13 protein-coding genes are annotated in these 20,496 nt (G+C 46.3%); 9 read left to right on the forward strand and 4 right to left on the reverse strand.

The annotated features are described in order from the left end of the window. Positions 1-236: 236 nt before the first annotated feature. Positions 237-857, forward strand: a complete 621-nt coding sequence (locus E2B99_RS00015) for a phosphoadenosine phosphosulfate reductase family protein (protein ID WP_134242972.1) — start codon at positions 237-239, stop codon at positions 855-857. Between the two features lie 22 nt (positions 858-879). On the opposite strand, the gene dinB is transcribed toward E2B99_RS00015, so the two are convergent. Continuing rightward, positions 880-1,944 (reverse strand): DNA polymerase IV, encoded by a 1,065-nt coding sequence (dinB, locus tag E2B99_RS00020; protein WP_205669609.1) that lies wholly within the window; start codon positions 1,942-1,944, stop codon positions 880-882. Between the two features lie 332 nt (positions 1,945-2,276). On the opposite strand from dinB, the gene E2B99_RS00025 reads away from it, so the two are divergent. Then, positions 2,277-2,981: an HD domain-containing protein gene (locus E2B99_RS00025; RefSeq protein ID WP_134242973.1), complete on the forward strand. Its 705-nt coding sequence runs from the start codon at positions 2,277-2,279 to the stop codon at positions 2,979-2,981. 432 nt (positions 2,982-3,413) lie between these two features. Continuing rightward, positions 3,414-4,238, forward strand: coding sequence for an MBL fold metallo-hydrolase (locus E2B99_RS00030; protein ID WP_134242974.1), 825 nt, complete (start codon positions 3,414-3,416; stop codon positions 4,236-4,238). A 56-nt stretch (positions 4,239-4,294) separates the two neighbouring features. On the opposite strand, the gene E2B99_RS00035 is transcribed toward E2B99_RS00030, so the two are convergent. From E2B99_RS00035 to E2B99_RS00045, 3 genes are all read right to left on the reverse strand, one after another. After that, positions 4,295-7,411 carry an efflux RND transporter permease subunit gene (locus E2B99_RS00035; RefSeq protein WP_134242975.1) on the reverse strand — a complete coding sequence of 1,039 codons (3,117 nt, stop codon included), beginning with the start codon at positions 7,409-7,411 and terminating at the stop codon, positions 4,295-4,297. Between the two features lie 68 nt (positions 7,412-7,479). After that, on the reverse strand, positions 7,480-8,592 hold the full coding sequence (locus E2B99_RS00040) for an efflux RND transporter periplasmic adaptor subunit (protein WP_134242976.1): 1,113 nt from the start codon (positions 8,590-8,592) through the stop codon (positions 7,480-7,482). A 187-nt stretch (positions 8,593-8,779) separates the two neighbouring features. Then, complete coding sequence (locus E2B99_RS00045; protein WP_134242977.1) at positions 8,780-9,502, reverse strand: hypothetical protein; 723 nt, start codon at positions 9,500-9,502, stop codon at positions 8,780-8,782. A gap of 288 nt (positions 9,503-9,790) precedes the next feature. Between E2B99_RS00045 and pilG the strand changes: the two genes are divergently transcribed. The 6 genes from pilG to E2B99_RS00075 are packed head-to-tail and all read left to right on the forward strand — an operon-like array spanning position 9,791 to position 20,481. Further along, positions 9,791-10,174, forward strand: coding sequence for a twitching motility response regulator PilG (gene pilG, locus E2B99_RS00050; protein ID WP_026469897.1), 384 nt, complete (start codon positions 9,791-9,793; stop codon positions 10,172-10,174). An 11-nt stretch (positions 10,175-10,185) separates the two neighbouring features. Continuing rightward, a complete protein-coding gene (locus tag E2B99_RS00055; protein WP_026469898.1) occupies positions 10,186-10,554 on the forward strand; it encodes a response regulator in 369 nt (122 codons plus the stop codon). A 2-nt stretch (positions 10,555-10,556) separates the two neighbouring features. Next, entirely contained in the window at positions 10,557-11,084 is a 528-nt protein-coding gene (locus E2B99_RS00060; RefSeq protein WP_134242978.1) for a chemotaxis protein CheW, read from the forward strand. Positions 11,085-11,131: 47 nt separating this feature from the next. Then, entirely contained in the window at positions 11,132-13,225 is a 2,094-nt protein-coding gene (locus tag E2B99_RS00065) for a methyl-accepting chemotaxis protein (RefSeq protein ID WP_430981431.1), read from the forward strand. Positions 13,226-13,250: 25 nt separating this feature from the next. After that, positions 13,251-14,066, forward strand: coding sequence for a CheR family methyltransferase (locus E2B99_RS00070; protein WP_134242979.1), 816 nt, complete (start codon positions 13,251-13,253; stop codon positions 14,064-14,066). A 10-nt stretch (positions 14,067-14,076) separates the two neighbouring features. Further along, positions 14,077-20,481 (forward strand): hybrid sensor histidine kinase/response regulator, encoded by a 6,405-nt coding sequence (locus E2B99_RS00075; RefSeq protein WP_166738945.1) that lies wholly within the window; start codon positions 14,077-14,079, stop codon positions 20,479-20,481. The last annotated feature ends 15 nt before the right edge of the window (positions 20,482-20,496 follow it).

Below are 20,496 nucleotides of genomic sequence, written 5' to 3' on the forward strand. Positions count from 1 at the left end.
GAGATTCATGCACGTGTGGCAGTATTAAATAAATTTATGGAATTAGGCCGAGCTCATACCCAAGTTGTCACTTAAATTTGAGTCGCTTAGGGTAGTTCTATTTTTTAAATCTTTGTGCAACAAAGCCATTTATAAACAGTTTTATTATCAAATGAAATGAGCATTACATCAAAAAATTATATTACAGTAAATACACTGCTGTCCCAGATGAAAAGCCGGAGATAGGTGGATGAAGAATGACTTTTAATCTTGACGCCATAAACCAGAAATATGGGCAAAATCCCCAGCAGTTAATTGCATGGGCACTAGGACTTGGCAAGCCTGCAATTTGTACCACCAATTTCAGGCCGTATGAAGCGGTAATGCTGCACATGCTGATACAGGTAAAGCCGGACATTCCTGTAATCTGGATGGACAGTGGGTATAACACTGAGGCAACTTACCGCTTTGCTGATGAAGTCACCAAACGCTTAAACCTTAACTTGAAAATTTACCTGCCCAGACGTTCACGTGCACATCGTGAAGCACTGGAAGGTGCAGTCCCGGCGCTTGATGACCCGCGTCATGCGGCCTTTACTGAAGAAGTGAAACTGGAACCTTTTGCCCGGGCTTTGCAAGAAACTGCCCCGCAAGTGTGGTTTACCGCATTACGGGCCAGTGATACGGCTGAACGGGGACAAATGCAGCCTGTCAGTATCAATCCGGATGGTTTGATTAAGGTTGCGCCTTTACTACATTGGTCATCGCGCGATATGTATGAATATCTAACAGCGCATCAATTGCCTGATAATGTGGATTATTATGATCCCACCAAGGGAGAAGAAAAGCGCGAATGTGGCTTGCATTTAAGTCATTAATGACCGAATGCCAGATTTATGTCTATTCCAGTAATCGAAGCTGAGCCTGTTGCTGTTGTAGAGCCAGTTCAGCCACGCCCACGCCAGCTAAGCGAAACATAAGCTGATGATTAAGTTCAGGAGCCAGGCGCTCAATCATAAGCAATACAGCTGCCTGAAATTCCGTATAGTGTGGAATATGGCTGGAATAGGTGACTGAGCGAGTAATGGTTTTAAACTGACTGGTTTTGAGTTTAATCGTGACGGTGCGTGCGCTCATCTGTTTTTTCTGCATTTGCTCCCAGACCTGATTTGCCAAATGGTGCCAGTGCTCGCCCAGCTCAGGCAAAAACTTGTCCTCACTAAAAGTGGTTTCCTTGGAAATTTGCTGTCGCTCGCGGCTGGCATTGACCGGCCGTTCATCAATGCCACGTGCCAGATCATAGAGCCGATAGCCATAGCGGCCAAAATGATGTGCCAGCTCTGCCTGGCTATGTTGCGCCAGCTCACCCACGGTATGAATATTCAGTGCCTGCATTTTTTGCAGGGTAACCTGACCCACACCCGGAATCTTTCCTACTGGTAAATTCGGTAAAAACTGCGCAACCTGACTGGGTTTAATCACACATAATCCATTAGGCTTGTTCCAGTCCGAAGCAATTTTGGCCAAAAACTTATTGGGAGCCACCCCGGCTGAGGCAGTCAGAGCGGTTTGTGCAAAAATTTCGGCACGAATGGCCTGAGCTACATCGGTAGCAGTAGGCAGGTTTTTAAAATTATTGGTGACATCCAGATAGGCTTCATCCAGCGATAGGGGTTCAATCAGATCAGTATACTGATGAAAAATGTCATGAACTTGCCGGGATACCTCACGATATTTATCAAAACTGGGCGCAATATAAATAGCATGTGGGCAAAGCTGCTTGGCTCGTGCGACCGACATGGCAGAGCGTAGCCCAAACTGGCGTGCTTCATAAGAGGCTGCACAAATTACTGAGCGTGGGCCATCCCAGGCAACCACCACAGGCTGACCACGTAGATCTGGCTGGTCGCGAATTTCTACAGAAGCATAAAACGCATCCATATCAATATGCACAATTTTACGCACACATCATCCTGACTTTGCAATTAGGTGAAAGTTAATAGGATTATCAGCACAATCAGTGAGTTAGCTTGAAGTAAACTCTATTGTTTAAATAAACACACTAACTGTTCCCATGGAATAACAATAGGTTTTAAGATCATGTGAATTTTACGTTAGATTACGTCTTGGCATATAGAAATTTTTTTGTAAGCCCATACTCATCCTGCCAAAACTGATATTGCCGAAATAACAGGAAGGCTGTTTTAACCAAGGCCAACAGTTTTTTGATGAAATGCGCTATAAAAAGGAAAAGCTATTGAATGACGCGATATTAAATTCAAAATGAGAAAGCCAGTATGTCAGCAACGTCACAAATCAGGTTATATCAAGAACTGCTTGAAAGATCATGGCAGCGCCTTTGCCAGCAATTAAACCTGCCTGTTGATCAGGCTTGTATCACACAGGTTTATCAGGAATTACTGGCAGGCTATGCTGAACCGCATCGTGCTTATCATAGCGTGCAGCATCTTGCTGAGTGCATTAGCCTGTTTGAGCAGGTTATCCATCTGGCTGTAGAGCCTGCGCTGTTAGAAATTGCCTTATGGTTTCATGATGCTATTTATGAAACCCGCCAAGCGCCTGATCAGCTTAATAGTAAGCCAATAAGCAATGATCACTTAAGCAACGAGCAAAAAAGTGCGGATTGGGCAGCGCAATTCCTGAAGCGCTGTAAGGTGAATCCAGCAATCATTCTACAAGTAACCCAACTGATCATGGCAACCCAGCATCATCAAGCCAGCACTAATGATGAAAAATTGATTGTCGATATTGACCTTGCGATTTTAGGTGCTACGCCTGCACGTTTTGCGCAATACCAGCAGCAAATCAGGGAAGAATATGATTTTGTAGCACCAGCATTATTTAATCTCAAGCGCAGGGAAGTGCTGGCTGGATTTTATCAGCGTCCACGCATTTATCAGACAGATTATTTTTATAGCCGTTATGAACAGCAAGCGCGTGAAAATTTGCAGACAGCCTTGCTACCTGATAATCAACGCTAAACATCAGTATTTGCCAGCAAGAACGAAGATATTTTAACTATTGCAAGCTAAATATTTTAGACATAAAAAAGCCCGACAATATTCATCCTGAATGGTCGGGCATTTCTTTAGCATCCTGCTGTACATCCTGTTCTCGATACATCCTATCGAGCCTTGCGATTCATGCCAGCCTTTCAGCTCGCGCTATCCGTATAGCTAAATCCGTGCCATGTCATCCTTGATTCGCTAAACACATCATCTCGCATCTGACCCTGCCAAAACAGTCGCCACAACCCCAATTGATGTACGCCAATGCTTACAAAAGTTAACACACCCTTGAATGGATCACGGCTCGACTGACATAAAATGAGGTTTGAAGATGTATTAGGCAGGATTGTTGTACAATAACCCTGTAGTGTCGTTAAATGGATTTGTAGGATTAGCTTAACAATAATGAAAATTCATCATTTAAATTGCGGAACTTTTTGCCCTAGTTGTCAGCGGTTACTCGAAGGTAAGGGAAGCTGGCTGCAACCTGCCACTATGTGCTGCCATTGTCTGGCCATTGAAACCACTGAGGGTCTCATTTTGGTGGATACAGGGCTTGGCGTGCAGGATGTACTAACACCAAAGCATCTAGGGCATACGTTCAGGAACCTGATGCGACCAAAACTGGAGCTGGAAGAAACAGCGCTGTTTCAGCTGGATCAGATGGGCTTTAACCGCCGTGAGGTGCGGCATATTGTGCTCACCCATCTGGATCTGGACCATGCCGGTGGAATTGCCGATTTCCCGGCAGCAAAAATTCATGCCTGTAGTACCGAGATTGAAGCTGCGCTACGGCCGCACTGGCGTGATAAGCTACGCTACCGGGCCAAGCAGTTTGAGTTTAATCCCAAATGGGCAGCGACAATTAATACCACGGATACCTGGTTTGGCTTTGAAAATATTCAGCGGCTAAAAGGCATTAAGGAAGAAATTATACTCGTGCCATTACATGGACATACCCGGGGTCATTGTGGTGTTGCGGTAAAACAATCCAGCGGTAAGTGGCTTTTTCATGTGGGTGATCTGTATATGGATCGCCGCAGTTTATATGGCAAGGCTCCCGCTGCCATGAAGCAATGTGAAAAGCTGCTGGCTGTGGATAATAAAAAGCGACTTGGTTATGTTAAACAAGTGCGTCAATTGATTGATGAGCATAGTAATGCAGTTGAAGTGTTCTGCGCGCATGATATGAGTGAACTCAATTATTATCGTGAACAACAAATCGACTAAGCCATAAAAACGCTTGTTTAAAAACTTTTGAATATTGTTGATTTAAAAAAACCAGCTCACGAAGAACTGGTTTTTTTGTATTTATACACCTGACGAACCGTCCAGGTTTTCATGTCATCCAGATAGGTGTAAATCACAGGAACAACCACCAGTGTAAGCAGGGTAGAGGTTAATACCCCGCCAATAATAGCATGAGCCATCGGGGCACGCTGTTCGGCACCTTCACCTAATCCCAAGGCCAGCGGCACCATACCCATTACCATCGCGCTGGTCGTCATTAAAATGGGACGCAAGCGCGTTTGCCCAGCCTGAATAATGGCTTGCTCACGCGACAGCCCTTCCTCAACTGCCTGCTGAATAAAATCAATGAGCAAAATGGCATTCTTGGTCACCAGACCCATCAGCATAATAATGCCAATGATGGAAAACATATTGAGGGTACTTTGAAACATAAACAAAGCCAGGAACACCCCAATCAGCGATAAGGGCAGGGATGCCATAATGGTGAGTGGATGCAGGAAACTATTAAACTGTGATCCCAGCACCATATAAATGAATAGCACCGCCAGAATCAGTGCTGTGGTGGCATAACCAATGGACTCCTCCATATTCTTGTTACCGCCAAGCGTCTGGAATTTATAACCGGGTGGTAGCTTCATATCCTGCTGGATACGCTTGATATCTTCACCAATATCACCTGCCGGACGCCCGGAAGTGTTGGCATCAATCAGCACTTCGCGGAACAGGTTGCGCCGGTTAATTTGCGAAGCACCTAGCGTCTGTTCAAAGCTCGCCACCTGCGACAGGGGAATCAGGCTGGGCTGCCGGGCTTGGTCCAAGTTGCTAGACGTAAAATACAGGTTTTGCAATTGATTCAGGTTTTGTCGGCCACTTTCCGGCAAGCGGACATTAACATCATAATTTTCGCCATGTGGATCTTGCCAAGTGGTAATATTGTCACCTGCCAGCAATGGGCGTAGGGCTTGCCCAATCTGGCCTACTGACAGTCCCAGGTCGCTAGCGGCTTCACGGTTCAGTTGTACAGCCAGCGTGGGTTTTGGTTCAGCTAATGAGGAGCGCAAATCCACAATACCGGGCACAGTTTTAACCTTGGCCATAAACTGGTCAGATAGCTTTTGTAATTCATCCAGTTCCGGGCCAGTGATTGACACCATAATGGGTTTTAAGCCGCCGGAAATGCTGTCATCATCGGCTGAAACGGACGTTACTTTAATACCGGCAACCGCTTGTAATTGTTGCCGGATATCATTAACCAGTATTTTAAGACCGCGCTCACGCTCACTTTTAGGCTTGAGGCTCACCCGCAATGTTGCACGGTTGCGGCCACGGCTTCCTGTGGAGTTAATCGAGCCATAAGTAGTAACCACTTCCGGAAAATCCCGCAAAATATGGTCAACCTGTTTCACCTTGGCTTCAGTATATTGCAGGGTAGAATCCACTGGGGTTTCAAACTGAACCTTAAGCTCACCCAGATCCGGGGTAGGCACAAATTCCTTACCAATCAGGCTAGCCAGCATAAAGGCAATTACCAGCGATAACACGGCGCCACCCAGCGTGAGCAAGCGGAAACGCAGGCAAAATTTTAAAATATGGGTATAAACGCCATTTAATCGATCGATTTGCCCGGTACAGCTATCCAAAAAGCGCTGAAACCAGTTTTTCTTTTTTTCGCTCTCCGGTTTTTCCGGCCAGATGGCCGACAGCATGGGATCAAGTGTAAAACTAACAAACATGGATAGCAACACGGCAGCACTTACCGCCACGCCAAACTGGTAAAAGAAGCGGCCAATAATCCCGCCCATAAAAGCAACCGGCAAAAACACGGCGACAATGGTCAGGGTCGTTGCCAGTACAGCAAGGCCAATTTCCCGGGTGCCATCCAGTGCTGCCTGTTTATGATCCTTGCCCATGGCTGCATGGCGTACAATGTTTTCGCGCACCACAATGGCATCATCAATCAGCAGACCAATACACAGCGCCATTGCCATCAGGGTCATCAGGTTAATACTAAAGCCAAATGCCCAGATGACAGCCAGCGTGCCAAAGAGTGAAATAGGCAGGGTGAGTCCGGTAATAATGGTTGAGCGCCACGATCCCAAAAACAGCAATACAATAAAGATAGCCAGCACGCCGCCTTCAATCAGGGTTCTGACCACATCGGAAATGGAAGCCCGAATGGACTTGGCCCGATCCGAACTCAAGGTAAAAGTTACTCCGGCAGGTAGCTGCTGCTTGATGTCTTCCAGCACCGCCTTGCTCTGGTCGACCACCTTAATCACGTTGGCCTCAGAGGTTTTTAAAATATCCAGGCTGACAGCATTGTTGCCATTAAAATAAGCACCCGTATCAGCTTCGGCCTGACTATCCACCACATTAGCCACTTGCGACAAGTAAATCGGAGTCTGGTTACGGCGCGCCACGATCAGGCGGTTAAAATCTACCGGATTCTGTAGCCGTCCCTTGACTTCAACCACCAGCTCCTGATTGCCATGTTTGAGTGTGCCACTGGGCAGTTGCAGGTTTTCTGTACGCAGTACGTCAATAATCTGGTTAATACTGACTCCCAGCGCCTGCATTTGTTCCGGTAGTACTTCAATGCGAATCTGACGCTGTACATCCCCCAGCATATTGACATTACCCACGCCAGAAATTGTGCGTAGCTGTGGAATAATGCGTTGATCCAGATAATTACTAAGATCACGCATGGGCATATTGTTGGAGCGGAAAATCACCGAGAGGACTGGGGCATCGCTGGGGTTATAGCGTTCAATAAGCGGATCTTCCACCTCATCGCGCAGTTGAGGCTGCACGATGGCAATCTTGTCACGCACATCCTGCGCCGCCAGCGTTGAGGGTACATCCAGATTAAACTCCACAATGACGGTGGACAAACCTTCGCTAGAAGATGAAATAACCTGCTTTACACCCGAAATGGTATTAATGGAATCCTCAAGCTTTTTGGTGACATCGGACTCCACCATTTCAGGCGATGCACCCGGATAGGTGGTGTAAACCACCACATAAGGGAAATCAATATCCGGGAATTCTTCAACGGTCATGCGCTGCCATGAGGCCAGACCCGTCACCATTAATGCCAGCATCAGCATGGCTGTAAATACAGGATTATTGACACTAATTCGGGTGAGCCACATATTTTTACCTTATTATCGACGTTGCCAGTCCATGTGTATTCAAACAATAAAAAACAAAAGGGCAGGGCTTAGCTGACCTTGACAGGGCTTCCATTGGCCTGTTCAGAAAATTTAACCAAACTCACGATGTCATCGGGTTGAATGCCTTTAACCAGTACGCTGTTACTGGCCTGATCCTGCATCACGACTTCAACATTCACCTTATGCAATCGGTTCTGGCGAACAACCCACACATACACCTGATGCGCGCTATCGTGTTGAATGGCCTGCGCTGGCAATACCAGACCGGACTGGCTATTGTTGAGCCGAATAGACCCTTCAACATAATTGCCAATGGCAAAGCTGGATGCCGGACTAGTAACAGTGGCATAAAATTGTACTGCGCGACTGGCTGCATCAGTCACTGGATTAATACGGGAAATACGTGCTGTAAAGACAGGCTGGCTTTGTCCGGCAAGCTGAAACTGGACAGTCTGGCCGACCTGAATACTGTTTTGCGTATCTGGGGCAGAACCCTGCAATTCAAGTGTTGTGGAATCTACAATTTCAAATAGGGTTTGACCCGGCGCCACTGTCTGGCCAACCTGTACCTGACGATTTGAGACAACACCCGAAATCGGTGCGCTTACCACCGCATCACTTACCGCTTTTTGTGCAATGCTGACCAGCGCTTGCTGCGCAGCCAAATTTTCACGCTGGGCACGGGCATCCGCCTTGCTACGCTCATACTCAATTTCAGAAATAAATCCCTGCTTGAACAAACGCTGGTTACGCTCGGCAAGGTTCTGGCTTAGATCGGCCTGTGCCTTGGTTGCGGTATAATTTGCCCTGGCCTGAAGCAAGCGGGCCTGATCATCCTGATTGTTTAAGCGAAGTAAGGTTTGTCCTTTTTGTACCTGATTACCATTGTCGGCATAAACCTGAGTAATGGTGCCTGAGGTTTGCGCCTGAACAGAAGTCCGCTGGCGTGCCTGCAGGGTGCCTGTAAACCTGATCTGGCTTGACAGGCTACGATACTGGGGCTTTATCAGGTCAGATCCAATCAGCTCAAGCTGACGAGGTACTGAGGATTCAGAAGTGGACGAAGTAGAGGGGGCCTCGGTTTTTTGACAGCCCAATAACATGACACAAAAGGTACAGGCAAGGCATAGCCGTACTGATAATACGCTTAAAATTTTCATAAAATCAAATCCAGATTTTATATAAAGTTACATGGCGATTTAACGAAAAATGCAGGATTTTCTACAAAATTCGCTGTAATTTTAATGGCTTATAGGTTTTATAACGTCCGTGACAGTAAATCAAAGCCCGCGCTATCATAGCAAAAGCTTTAAATTTGAGCATTATTTAGTTTGAGGTTTATGAGAATTACATCGTTTTTAAACGGCGAATAATATCGTCATATTGCTGAATGACCTGTTGCTGGCGCTCATTAATAGCCTGAATGTTTTGCTGGGCTTCCAATACATTCTTCTTATTGTCTGTAATGCTTTTTTGCAGCATTGCCGGTACAGGCTTGCTTTGACGCTCATAGGTTGCAGCCTGGGCAATATCCTTGCTCAGCATGCGTTGCAAACCAGTAAGCTGGGTTTGTAGATAGCTCTTGCGTGAAGCCATATCAGCCAGCATCTGGTTACGCTTGGCAACCGCCTGCGTGACCGAACCATAGGTCCTGCGCAGGTTTATATCAGCCTGACGCTTGGCGGCTTCTGCATCGCGCTTGGCCTTTTGGCGGGCATAGCTTTCTGTTGAATAGGGAGGAACCCGCTTGATCACCTGCATATTGCGGTCAAGCGCTTCATAGCCATATTTCAGGTGCTGATCAGTAATTGTACTGCTAAGGCTGGGCTGGCCACTGCCATTATAATAACGATACCAGCGTATAATAGGCTGAGGGTTATTAGCGCCAGATGAGTAGCTTGAGTAATCATAGGCATCAGCAAAGACAGGGTTTGCATAAAAGGACGTCATACAGGCAAGTATGCTGCCAAGCACAGCAACTCGGATAGAGGCCATATCTGTTTTTAGCAGTGATGACGCATTGCAAAAAGACTGGCTCATATCCGTATCCTGATTAGCGAATGAGTACATTCTAACTTCCTGTCTGCCATTGTAGAAAAGCCCTTTAATAAGGGCAACGACTTTTCAATGAAATTAAAAACGCATTTCTGTTCATTTAATGCCTTAATAGGTATAAAACTGATTATTACAACATCTAAATACAAAAAATAGTGAACCTATGGTTCAAACCCGGGCATTTCTGCATTGGCAAAACTGCTGCAGGTATGCTAAAAAGTGAGTAGCAAATGGGGGAAGCAAGTGATGGTGAATAAACACCCATATAACTTGCGCTCAAGATAACACGGGAAGACGAAACCAATGGAAGAAAATTTTTCTGGCTTAAAGGTAATGGTAATTGACGATTCTAAAACGATTCGTAGAACTGCTGAGACACTGCTGCAAAAAGTAGGCTGTACTGTATTTACTGCAGTTGATGGCTTTGATGCACTGGCCAAGATTGCCGATTCAAATCCTGATATTATCTTTGTGGATATCATGATGCCGCGTCTTGATGGCTACCAGACCTGCGCCTTGATTAAAAATAATCAGACCTTCCAAAAGACTCCTGTCATCATGCTTTCCAGTAAGGATGGCCTGTTTGATAAGGCAAAAGGCCGAATTGTTGGCTCAGATGAATATCTGACAAAACCATTTAGTAAAGAAGAATTATTTAGTGCCATTCGCCAGCACGTCAATATTTAAGGAGCAGCAGGATGGCTCGTATTTTAGTAATTGATGATTCTCCAACTGAAACTTACCGGTTTCGCGAGATTCTGCAACGTAACGGACATGAAGTGCTTGAGGCAGCTAACGGTGCTGATGGCATTAGCGTAGCACGTGCCGAATTGCCAGACTTAATCCTGATGGATGTGGTCATGCCCGGCATTAACGGCTTTCAAGCGACACGACAATTGACCCGTGGTGCAGAAACCAAGCATATCCCGATTGTTATTGTGAGTACCAAGGACCAGGAAACTGACCGGGTATGGGGAAAAAGACAGGGTGCACGTGATTACCTGACCAAACCGATTGAAGAAACCTCCCTGATAAGAGTTATTCATCAACTTCTCTCGGCAGTTTAATTATGGCAGCCCGTGGATTTATTGAGCTTTTGCGTCTGGCCGACTATGGACGGCAACGGCAACAGGGTGGGCAGGAAAACCAGAATACCCGCTGGTCAGGCATTGCCTTTCGATTCGCAGGCTATCAGTTTGTAGCGCCATTGGGCGAGGTGGCTGAAGTTGTACCGGTTCCCGGTAGTACCACCATCCCCAGTGCAAAAAGCTGGATGCGTGGTTTGGCCAATGTGCGCGGACGTTTACTTCCCCTGACAGACCTTGCAATGTTTCTGGACTTGCCAGAAACCGAAATTACCAGACTGAGCAAAGTGATGATTATTGATCAGCCCAACAATTATGGGGGCATTATTGTTGATCAGGTCATGGGGATTCATCACTTTAACAAGCATAGTTATTTTAGTTCAAATGCGCAGTTGCCGGATGCACTGGCGCAGTACACCAGCGGCTATTTCGAACGTCATGGACAGCAATGGCATGTTTTTTTATTTAGTAAGCTTATACAGGATCAGGCTTATTTGAATGCTTCTGCCTAATAAAAGTTTATGGGGTCGGAGAGATAAAGAATTAGGGAGTTTTGGGAATGAGTTTAAAGTTGGGCGAGAAAAAGATGCCTTTTTCGTTGCGGGGTGGTAATACGGGAACACCAAAGTGGCTTAAATATATTCAAGCCTACTGGGATACCACGGCCTCTATTTTTGGTGACCCAAAACAAGCTAAGCCTTTATTATGGCTGGGAATGGCGGGCCTGATTGTTACGCTGATATCCATGGTTTACCTGTTTGTCAACGTACCCAATGCCAATAATCTAACACGTGACATCGGTGAACTACGCCTGTTGTCACAGCAGATTTCGCGTTATGCGACTGAAGCTGCGGTGTCTGGTAATGTCAAGGCAGCACAGAACCTTAAAGTGTCTCAGGATGAGTTTAACCAGCGCCTGTCTGACGTGCATGATATTTATGGCACCAGTTCTCAATCCATTCAGGAAGTGGACAAGCTGTGGGGCAGTATTAATGATGGTGTAACGCTGATTTTATCGCAGCAGGAAACTGTTAACTCTCTCAATGATATTGGTACCAGTATTGCTGAAGCCATTCCTGATGTTCAGGCTGAATATAACGTGGTTGTTGATGGTCTGGTTCGGGAAAATGCACCTAATAGCCAGGTTGCACTAGCCAAAAACCAGGTCTGGCTGGCAGAGCGTATTTTACGTTCCGTAAACTCGGTATTAACGGGTGATGAAGCTTCTGTGGCTTCTGCTGATGACTTTAGTACTGATGCTGAAGACTTTGGCCGTTATCTAAATGGCCAGTTGCGTGGTGATGCAGAACTGGGCGTTGAGCGTATTACCAATGCTTCCCTGCGCAGTTCCCTGCAATCTATTCAGGAAACCTATACCGATGTGATTCAGGTTGCTGCATCCAAGGTTCTGGTGAACTCACCCAAAATCACGCAGGTGCGTAATGCAGCAGGGCAGGTATTTACCCAGTCTGACAGCATGCTGAAAAAACTGGATGGACTGTCTGATAGCGTAAATGCGCGTTATAACAACTTTATTCCCGGATTCATTTTTCTGTTGTCATTGGGTCTGATTGCTTATGCCCTGAACCGCTTGTTCAGTCTGCGTTCCAGAATTGACCTTGACCGTGCTCATAAGATTCAGGAAGAAAATGACCAGAACCAGACTGCGATTTTACGCTTACTGGATGAGCTGGGTGACTTGGCTGAAGGTGATTTAACCACCAATGCGACTGTATCTGAAGATTTTACCGGGGCGATTGCAGATTCCATTAACTTTGCGATTGACCAATTACGTACACTGGTATCCCGTATTAATTCGACGTCTGCACAGGTAGCAGATTATTCGCAGGAAACCCAGTCGATTGCCATGCAGCTTGCAGATGCATCTGAACATCAGGCTCAGGAAATTGCAGGAGCTTCTGCGGCAATCAATGAAATGGCCGTATCTATTGACCAGGTATCTGCCAATGCGATGGAATCTGCAGCGGTAGCAGAACGTTCGGTAGACATTGCCTATACGGGTGCTGATGTAGTACAGCGCACCATTGAGGGTATGGATGTTATTCGTGAACAGATTCAGGAAACATCCAAGCGTATTAAACGTCTGGGTGAATCGTCACAGGAAATTGGTGACATTGTATCGCTGATTAACGACATTGCTGACCAAACCAATATTCTGGCATTGAACGCTGCAATTCAGGCATCGATGGCAGGTGAAGCAGGTCGTGGTTTTGCGGTAGTAGCTGATGAAGTACAGCGCCTTGCTGAACGTTCTGCCGCTGCAACCAAGCAGATTGAAGGCCTGGTTAAAACCATTCAAAGTGATACCAATGAAGCGGTTATTTCCATGGAACAAACCACCAGTGAAGTTGTTCGTGGTGCGCACTTGGCCAAGGACGCAGGTATTGCACTTGATCAGGTACAGACTGTATCACGTACACTGGCTGATTTGATTCAGAACATTTCTGATGCAGCACGTCAGCAGGCAGCCTCAGCAGGTCATATTTCAAATACCATGAATATTATTCATGATATTACCACTCAAACCACGACAGGTACGATCAACACTGCCAAGTCGGTAGGTGATCTGGCTGAAATGGCTGTGGAGTTGCGTGCTTCTGTTTCTGACTTCAAGTTACCAGAAGATCATTAAGACTTGTTTGGTTGAGAGTGTCGTCATGGATGAATTGGCACAAGATGGATTTAAGTCTTTAATGGGTAATGAGCTTGCTACATTGTGGCGCTCACTGATTGAGTCGCGTATTGGCATGGTGTTGCCAGCGCGACAGCATCAGTTGTTTGAGCAACGCATTGTTAAAAACATGGCTCAATATGCGTTGGATGCAATCAGCTATTATCAACTGGTTTGCAAAGACAAGGCAGAATGGCAACGTCTGGCTGAGTCTTTGGTTGTACATGAAACCTCTTTTTTTCGTCACTCCCCCTCTTTTGAACTGGTTGAGCAGTATCTGGTTAAAGCCAATAAAACTGTCAAACTGTGGAGTGTCGGCTGTTCCACAGGGGAAGAAGCGTGGTCACTGGCCATGCTTGGTGATCGGTTTGCCATGTATGGTTATGAAGTGCTAGCCACCGATATAAGCCAGCAGGTTTTACTGACTGCTAAAGAAGGGGTTTATCTGGCACGCAAGGCCGAACAGATTCCAGCCCGTTTTCGTTCCAACTATGGTTCTGCGCTAGGCCAGCATTATTGGCAAATTGCAGAACATTTAAAGTCAAAAGTTTTTTTCCGGCAGTTTAACCTGATGAATGTGGTTGGATTGCCGTTTAGAAAACTGGACATTATCTACTGCCAAAACGTTTTGATTTATTTTAAGAAATTTGACCGCCGTGATATCTTGAATGCCTTGGTTAAGTGTCTGGATATTGGTGGGATACTGGTATTGGGTCCTGGTGAAGTACTTGAGTGGCGTCACCCGCAATTGAAAAAAATTGAATGGTCAGGGACGCTGGCATATGAAAAAGTTTGCATCTGAATTGGATAATATGAGCACTTCGCACAAAGAAACCACACAGCAATCTGCCATGGCATTAGGCTGGGTTATTGACTCACTAGAAGAAACGCTGCAAAACGCCCAGGATATCGTTCAGACTGCAAAGCAAGCTGTACAATTAGCAGAGGCTGGGGAATTATTGCATCAGGTCAGTGGTACGCTGACCATGACTGAGTTGCTTGACCCGCTGATCCTGTCCGAAAGTCTGGAGCAACTGGCAGAAGCCATAGCAGCCAATAGTATTGATTTTAGCCAGCAACTGGTTTTATTGAGTGGAATTCAAACCTTAAGCCGCGAACTTAAGTTATTGCATCAAACGAAGCGATTACAGCCGTTAAATATTTATCGCACTGTTAAAGAAATCCGTTCGTTATTACAGGCTCAAAAACTGTCGACCAGCACTGCCTATCCAAAACTTGATTATAATTTGCTGGTTGAACCCAATCAGGTGCAGTCCGTTTTAGATGACGATACATGGAAAAAAACAACGTTAATCTATCGTCACTTGCTCAATGAATTTTTATTAAATCCAAAGCAGCAGGATAATCTTGAAAATCTGGTCAAGGTTGCCCGCTTTTTTGCAGCAGGTGCCAATAATCTGCAAAATGCAGCGCTATGGCAAGTATTAACCCGCCTGCATCAGGCTATGTATGAAGGTAAAGTTGATTTAAGCTCAATTGCCTTAAAGCATAGCTTAGTACGTTTAGAGCGTATGCTGGCTCAGGAGCAGTATGATGAAAGCATGCTGTTTGAATTACTTGAGCTGTTTGAGCAGTTTAATCTTGAGCATGAATTTGCCTTGCATCAGCAGGCTATAAATGCCGCAATGGATGACCGCAGTATTACCTCGCCATTGGTACTGGACAAGATTCTGGCACTGGTTCAGGACGCACGCACTAAACTGTCGCAACCTGACAAACTGGATAATATGCAGGTTAAGCGCTTACTGTCTGAAGCCGTACGCTTACTGGAACTCACAGGCTGGCGTGATATTAGTACAGGAATTAAACAGCTCACTCAGCAGTTCAATAGTACCGAACGCTTACAAACCGCAGAGTTGCTCGATCATTTAAATGATATTGAGCAACAGCTGAATCATCTGGTACAGGCATTTGAAACCCAGTCCAACAGCGCAACGCAGCTCAATGACCAAAAAATTATCAGTGATGCACATAATGCTGTAGTGCGTGAGTCTAGGGTAGCTCTGGAATCCATTAAAAATCAGTTTTTTAATTATAGTTCCTCAAAACGTGATGCCGAGTTGCTTAAAGACTTGCCAGAACGCTTTAATGAGCTAAAAGGCATTTTTGTCCTGTTAAATTTGAACCGGGCAGCGTCGCTTGTTAACCAGTTAGTTGAAACCCTGAACCAGACTTTACTGCAAAACCAGTATACGACCAGTCGCGGGCAAATTGATCTGATTGCACAGGTAATTGCTTCACTAGAATATTATCTGGATCAGCTGGCCGCACATTTTCATGATGAAAAAGTGCTGGACAAGCTGGAACAAGTCTTGCAACAGGTTTATTTCTCGCAGGAAGATACTTCGGTTGAACCTGTAGGCGGCGAAAAAATATTTCACGATCAGACTCCACTGGAGCTACTGTCATCAATAGAAGGGGAAGCAATGTCTAAGCCCTCACAGGAACAGTCCAAGCCTGTTGTTAAGCCTCAGGTTGCAAAGGCTTACCTTGATATCACATTGCCGGAAGATGATTTTTCCGAAGACGATGATATTCGTGAAATTTTTGTTGAGGAAGCGACTGAGGTGCTGGAAAGCCTGCAGGAAAACTTTCCAAAATGGTCTGCCCAGCCACAGGACTTTGCTACCCTTAAGGAAGTTCGCCGCTCATTTCATACCCTGAAAGGTTCGGGTCGCATGGTCGGGGCCAAAGCTTCAGGTGAACTGGCGTGGTCTATTGAAAATATGCTCAATCGGGTGCTGGATAACACCGTCCAAGTAACACCAGTGATGATTGAGCTGATTTCAACTGTGTTGTCAATTTATCCTGAACTGGTAGAGAATTTTGCAGCCAAGCAGGAAATTGCTATTGAGTTACGCGCTTACATTGCTGTGGCTAACACACTAAGCAAGGGACAGACTGTTGAAGCTGACCAATTGCCCTGGACACAGGCGGAAACTGCACTTGCCAAGACACAAGCGGAAACTGTTGAAGACGCTTATGTTGATGAGACTCAAGCTGCAACTGTTGAAGACGCTTATGTTGATGAGACTCAAGCTGCCACGAATCAAGTTGATATGGCTGCTACAGTACCGGCAACAGTGAATGAAGATATGATGGCAGACCAGGAAGGTCTAAACATTTTTGTTGAGGAGGCCGAAGAACATATTGATGCACTGCATGCCTTTATTGCTGATGAAGATGCACATGAAGAAGTGCCGGATCATGTTATTCGGGCGCTGCATACCTTGCGCGGTAGTGCGGCCATGTCCCATGTGGATTCTATTTACCGTTTGGCGAGTGCACTGGAAGAAGAGTTTAAACGCCTTATCCGCATGCATTTGCCTGTTTCAGCCACACATATTGGCTTTTTAGAACGGTTTGTACAATGTGTGGGAAGCCATCTAGAGGCGCTGGAAAGTGGTCAGACTCTAGAACTCGAAGCACATGATGTGGAGTTAATTGAACAGGTTAATCAGGTTACCCAGCAGGCTGCTCAGGAAGAAAGTGAAGCGATTGCAGGTGGTGCACCTTCTAATGCAGGAATTGTATCGCAACTGTTGACTTTGCCACTGGATGAACTTCTAGATGCCGAGTATGAGCTGGAAGAGCATTTGGGTAGTGCAGATATTAAAGACTACCTGAACACCCTGACTGAGCAAAGCCAGCAATTGCACGCAGCTGCGCTGGCCACATCGATTACTCCATTACAGCAACTCACCCAGTATCTGACCAATGTTTATTACAAGCTAAAAGACGTTCCGCCCAAAGCAATTGAACAAAATCATGTTGAGTGTCTGTTAAGTGCCCATTATGCCCTGACGGAAATTTTTGATGCACTGGCTGCCACTCAAAAACCAACACTGGACATGCAGCTTATTGATGAACTCAGCGATATTCTGGCGCATGATTTCAATCCAGCATGCCTTGCTGTGGTGGAAGAGGAAGTAACCGAAATTGCAGCAGAGGCAGAACAGGTTGAGTCTACAGAATCTGTAGCTGAAAGTATTAGTGTTCAGGAAGCTGAAACCACAGAAGTTGAACCGATAGCAATACAGAGTCAAGATACTGAATCGTCATCGTCTGCATTGCTGGCGCAGTCTTCTGTTGCTGTACCAAGCCCTACAGCGTCGCTGATTGATGATCAGGTTGATGCCGAGTTACTTGAAATCTTTATGGAAGAGGCTGAAGAGCTGGTTAATGAAATTGACCAAAGCTTTGTAGTATGGCAAAACAATCCTTCTGATATTGAGCCGTTGAAAGTCCTGCAACGCCATTTACACACCCTAAAAGGTGGCGCAAGGATGGCACAGGTGAGCAGCCTGGGCGATTTTGGCCACGAGCTGGAAACGGTATATGAGCGACTGGTCAATGGCTCATTACAATCAACACCAGCATTGATTCAGTTTATGCGTCATGCACAGGATATTGTGGCCGAGCAGGTTGAACAGCTACAGCTGCAGGGTACTTCTTTCTATGCCCAAACCGAGCTGCACTTACTGCGTACTTACTTGCATACAGGTGACGACAGTATTCTGGTTAAGGGAATTAATACGGCATCAGCAACGTCGGCAATTGCCACGCCTGATGTATCTGCGGCAACAACGCAAAAACAGGATGCCAGTCAAAGCGCTAATAATCTGGCACAACTGGCTGATCAGGGTGAAATTACCAAAGCACCTGCTACAGCAACGACGCAATCTGTGCCAGCGCAAGCCAAGCCAGAACAGCAGGCATCACCTCAGCAGATTATTACAAATAGCCAAATGGGCGGGGCACGCCGTTCGTATGCCAGCGCGCAGGAATGGACTGAGGAAGACCGTCCTGATGCGGACATGCTTAGCCTGTTCATTGAGGAAGCTCAAGAGCAGGTTGAGCACAGTAATCAATTATTGCAGCAATGGCTAAAAGACAGCAAAGACAAGCGTGCCTTGCTGGAACTGCAACGTAGCCTGCATACCATGAAAGGTGGTGCCCGCATGGCAGGCATTACCAGCGTGGCCAACTTTGCGCATGAACTTGAATTTGTGTACGAAGATCTGGCTACTGTGCAAAAAACGGTACCCGCACTGGTTGGCAGTCTGCTGCAACTATGCCATGACTGGCTGAGTGATGCGATTGCTGTACTGGAACATAACCAGCAGCCACTTGAGCCTGTTGCCCTGATTCAGACCTTGCAATTGTTCCGTAAGGATGCTGACAGCCTCACCAGTCTGCCACGCTTTGATGAGGCAAATCAGCAGTTCCGTCAGGATTATGCAGGACAAACCCTGTTTGAGCAGGAAAGTATTACTGAAGTCCATGGCGATGGTACTGAGCCGCCTTCCATGTTTGGTTTATTCAATAGCCAGAATACTGAGCAGGCATCCAGTAATGAGATGATTCGTGTTTCCGCCAGCCTGATGGAAAAAATGATCAACCTTGCGGGTGAAAATGCGATCAACCGTGGTCGCATTGAAATGGGTGTCAATAACATTGGTTTTGTGCTTGATGAGATGGGGCTGACCATTGCCCGTCTGGCTGAACAGCTACGCCGCATGGAGGGCGAGCTTGAGTCACAGATTCTGGCCCGTCATGAGCAGGAACGTGGGCAATATACTGACTTTGACCCACTGGAAATGGATCAGTATTCCTCGCTTAACCAGTTGTCAAAATCGCTGGCAGAATCTGCTTCTGACCTTGTGGATTTTAAAAACACCCTGACAGATAAAATCCGTGATACTGAAAACCTGTTACTACAGCAATCGCGCATTCAGTCCGAGTTGCAAGATGGCCTGATGAATTCCCGTCTGGTTCCATTTTCCAGAATGCTGCCCCGTTTACAACGCGTAGTACGTCAGACCTCAGGTGAACTGAACAAGCCTGCTGAACTGATCATTAATAATGCTGAGGGCGAACTGGATCGTACTATTCTGGATGGGATGGTGGCACCACTTGAGCACATGTTGCGTAACGCGGTGGATCATGGTCTGGAAACGCCGGAGCAGCGTCAGGACGCCGGCAAGCCTGCCGTTGGCCAGATTGAGCTGAATATTGAACGGCAGGGTAATGAAATTATCCTGACACTTGAAGATGATGGTAAAGGCATTAATATTCAGGCAGTGCGTCAAAAAGCAGTTGAGCGTGGCCTGATTAGTGCAGATTCCAAATTGAATGACTACGATGTCATGCAGTTTATTTTCCATGCTGGTCTGTCTACAGCAGACAAGATCACCCAGATTTCTGGTCGTGGTGTGGGCATGGATGTGGTTCAAAGCGAAATCAAGCTATTGGGCGGCACTGTGCACGTCGATTCTGTGCAGGGCAAAGGCACACGCTTTACCATGCGCTTGCCACTAACAGTTGCCGTTGCAGATGCACTGATGGTACGTGTGGCGGATCGCCAGTTTGCCATTCCATTGTCACAAATTGACCGTATTGTTCGGGTATCACCAGTGGCACTGGAACAATATTATCAAAGCCATGATGAAAGCTTTAACCTGGATGGCCAGAACTATCGCCTAAGATATCTGGGTGAGTTCATTCAGGGCATAAAAGCACCAAACCTTCAGTCACAAAGTATGTCCTTGCCTGTATTACTGGTAAAAGGCATGGGTCAATCCACAGCAATCCAGGTTGATCAGCTGGTGGGTTCACGTGCCGAGATTGTGGTAAAGCCAGTAGGTCAGCAGTTAACTTCCATTGACATGATTTCAGGTGCAACCATTGTGGGTGATGGTTCGGTCACCGTGATTCTGGATGCACAGGCGCTGGCACGTCGTGCTTCTGCCACAGCCCGTAATCAGGCAGTCAGCACTCAGAAGGTTACTACTGAAACAGCACCAAGACAGGAAAGCAAAAAACGTACAGTCATGGTAGTGGATGACTCTGTAACGGTACGCAAAGTAACGTCGCGTCTGCTTGAGCGTCAAGGCTATGATGTGGTAACTGCTAAAGATGGTGTAGATGCCATTGAGAAGCTGGAAGAGGTAACACCAGACATCATGCTGCTTGATATTGAAATGCCACGCATGGACGGTTTTGAGGTTGCAACTCTGGTACGCCATAGCGAGCGTACCAATGAGCTGCCAATTATCATGATTACATCCCGTACAGGGGAAAAACATCGTGAGCGTGCATTCCTGACTGGCGTAAATGCTTACATGGGTAAACCGTTCCAGGAAGCTGAGTTACTACAGAATATTGAGGAATTACTTGCCGCAGCAAGCAATTAATCCTTGGTAGTCCTT

The sequence above is a fragment of the Alkanindiges illinoisensis genome (assembly GCF_004377485.1).
Taxonomy (GTDB): Bacteria; Pseudomonadota; Gammaproteobacteria; order Pseudomonadales; family Moraxellaceae; genus Alkanindiges; species Alkanindiges illinoisensis_A.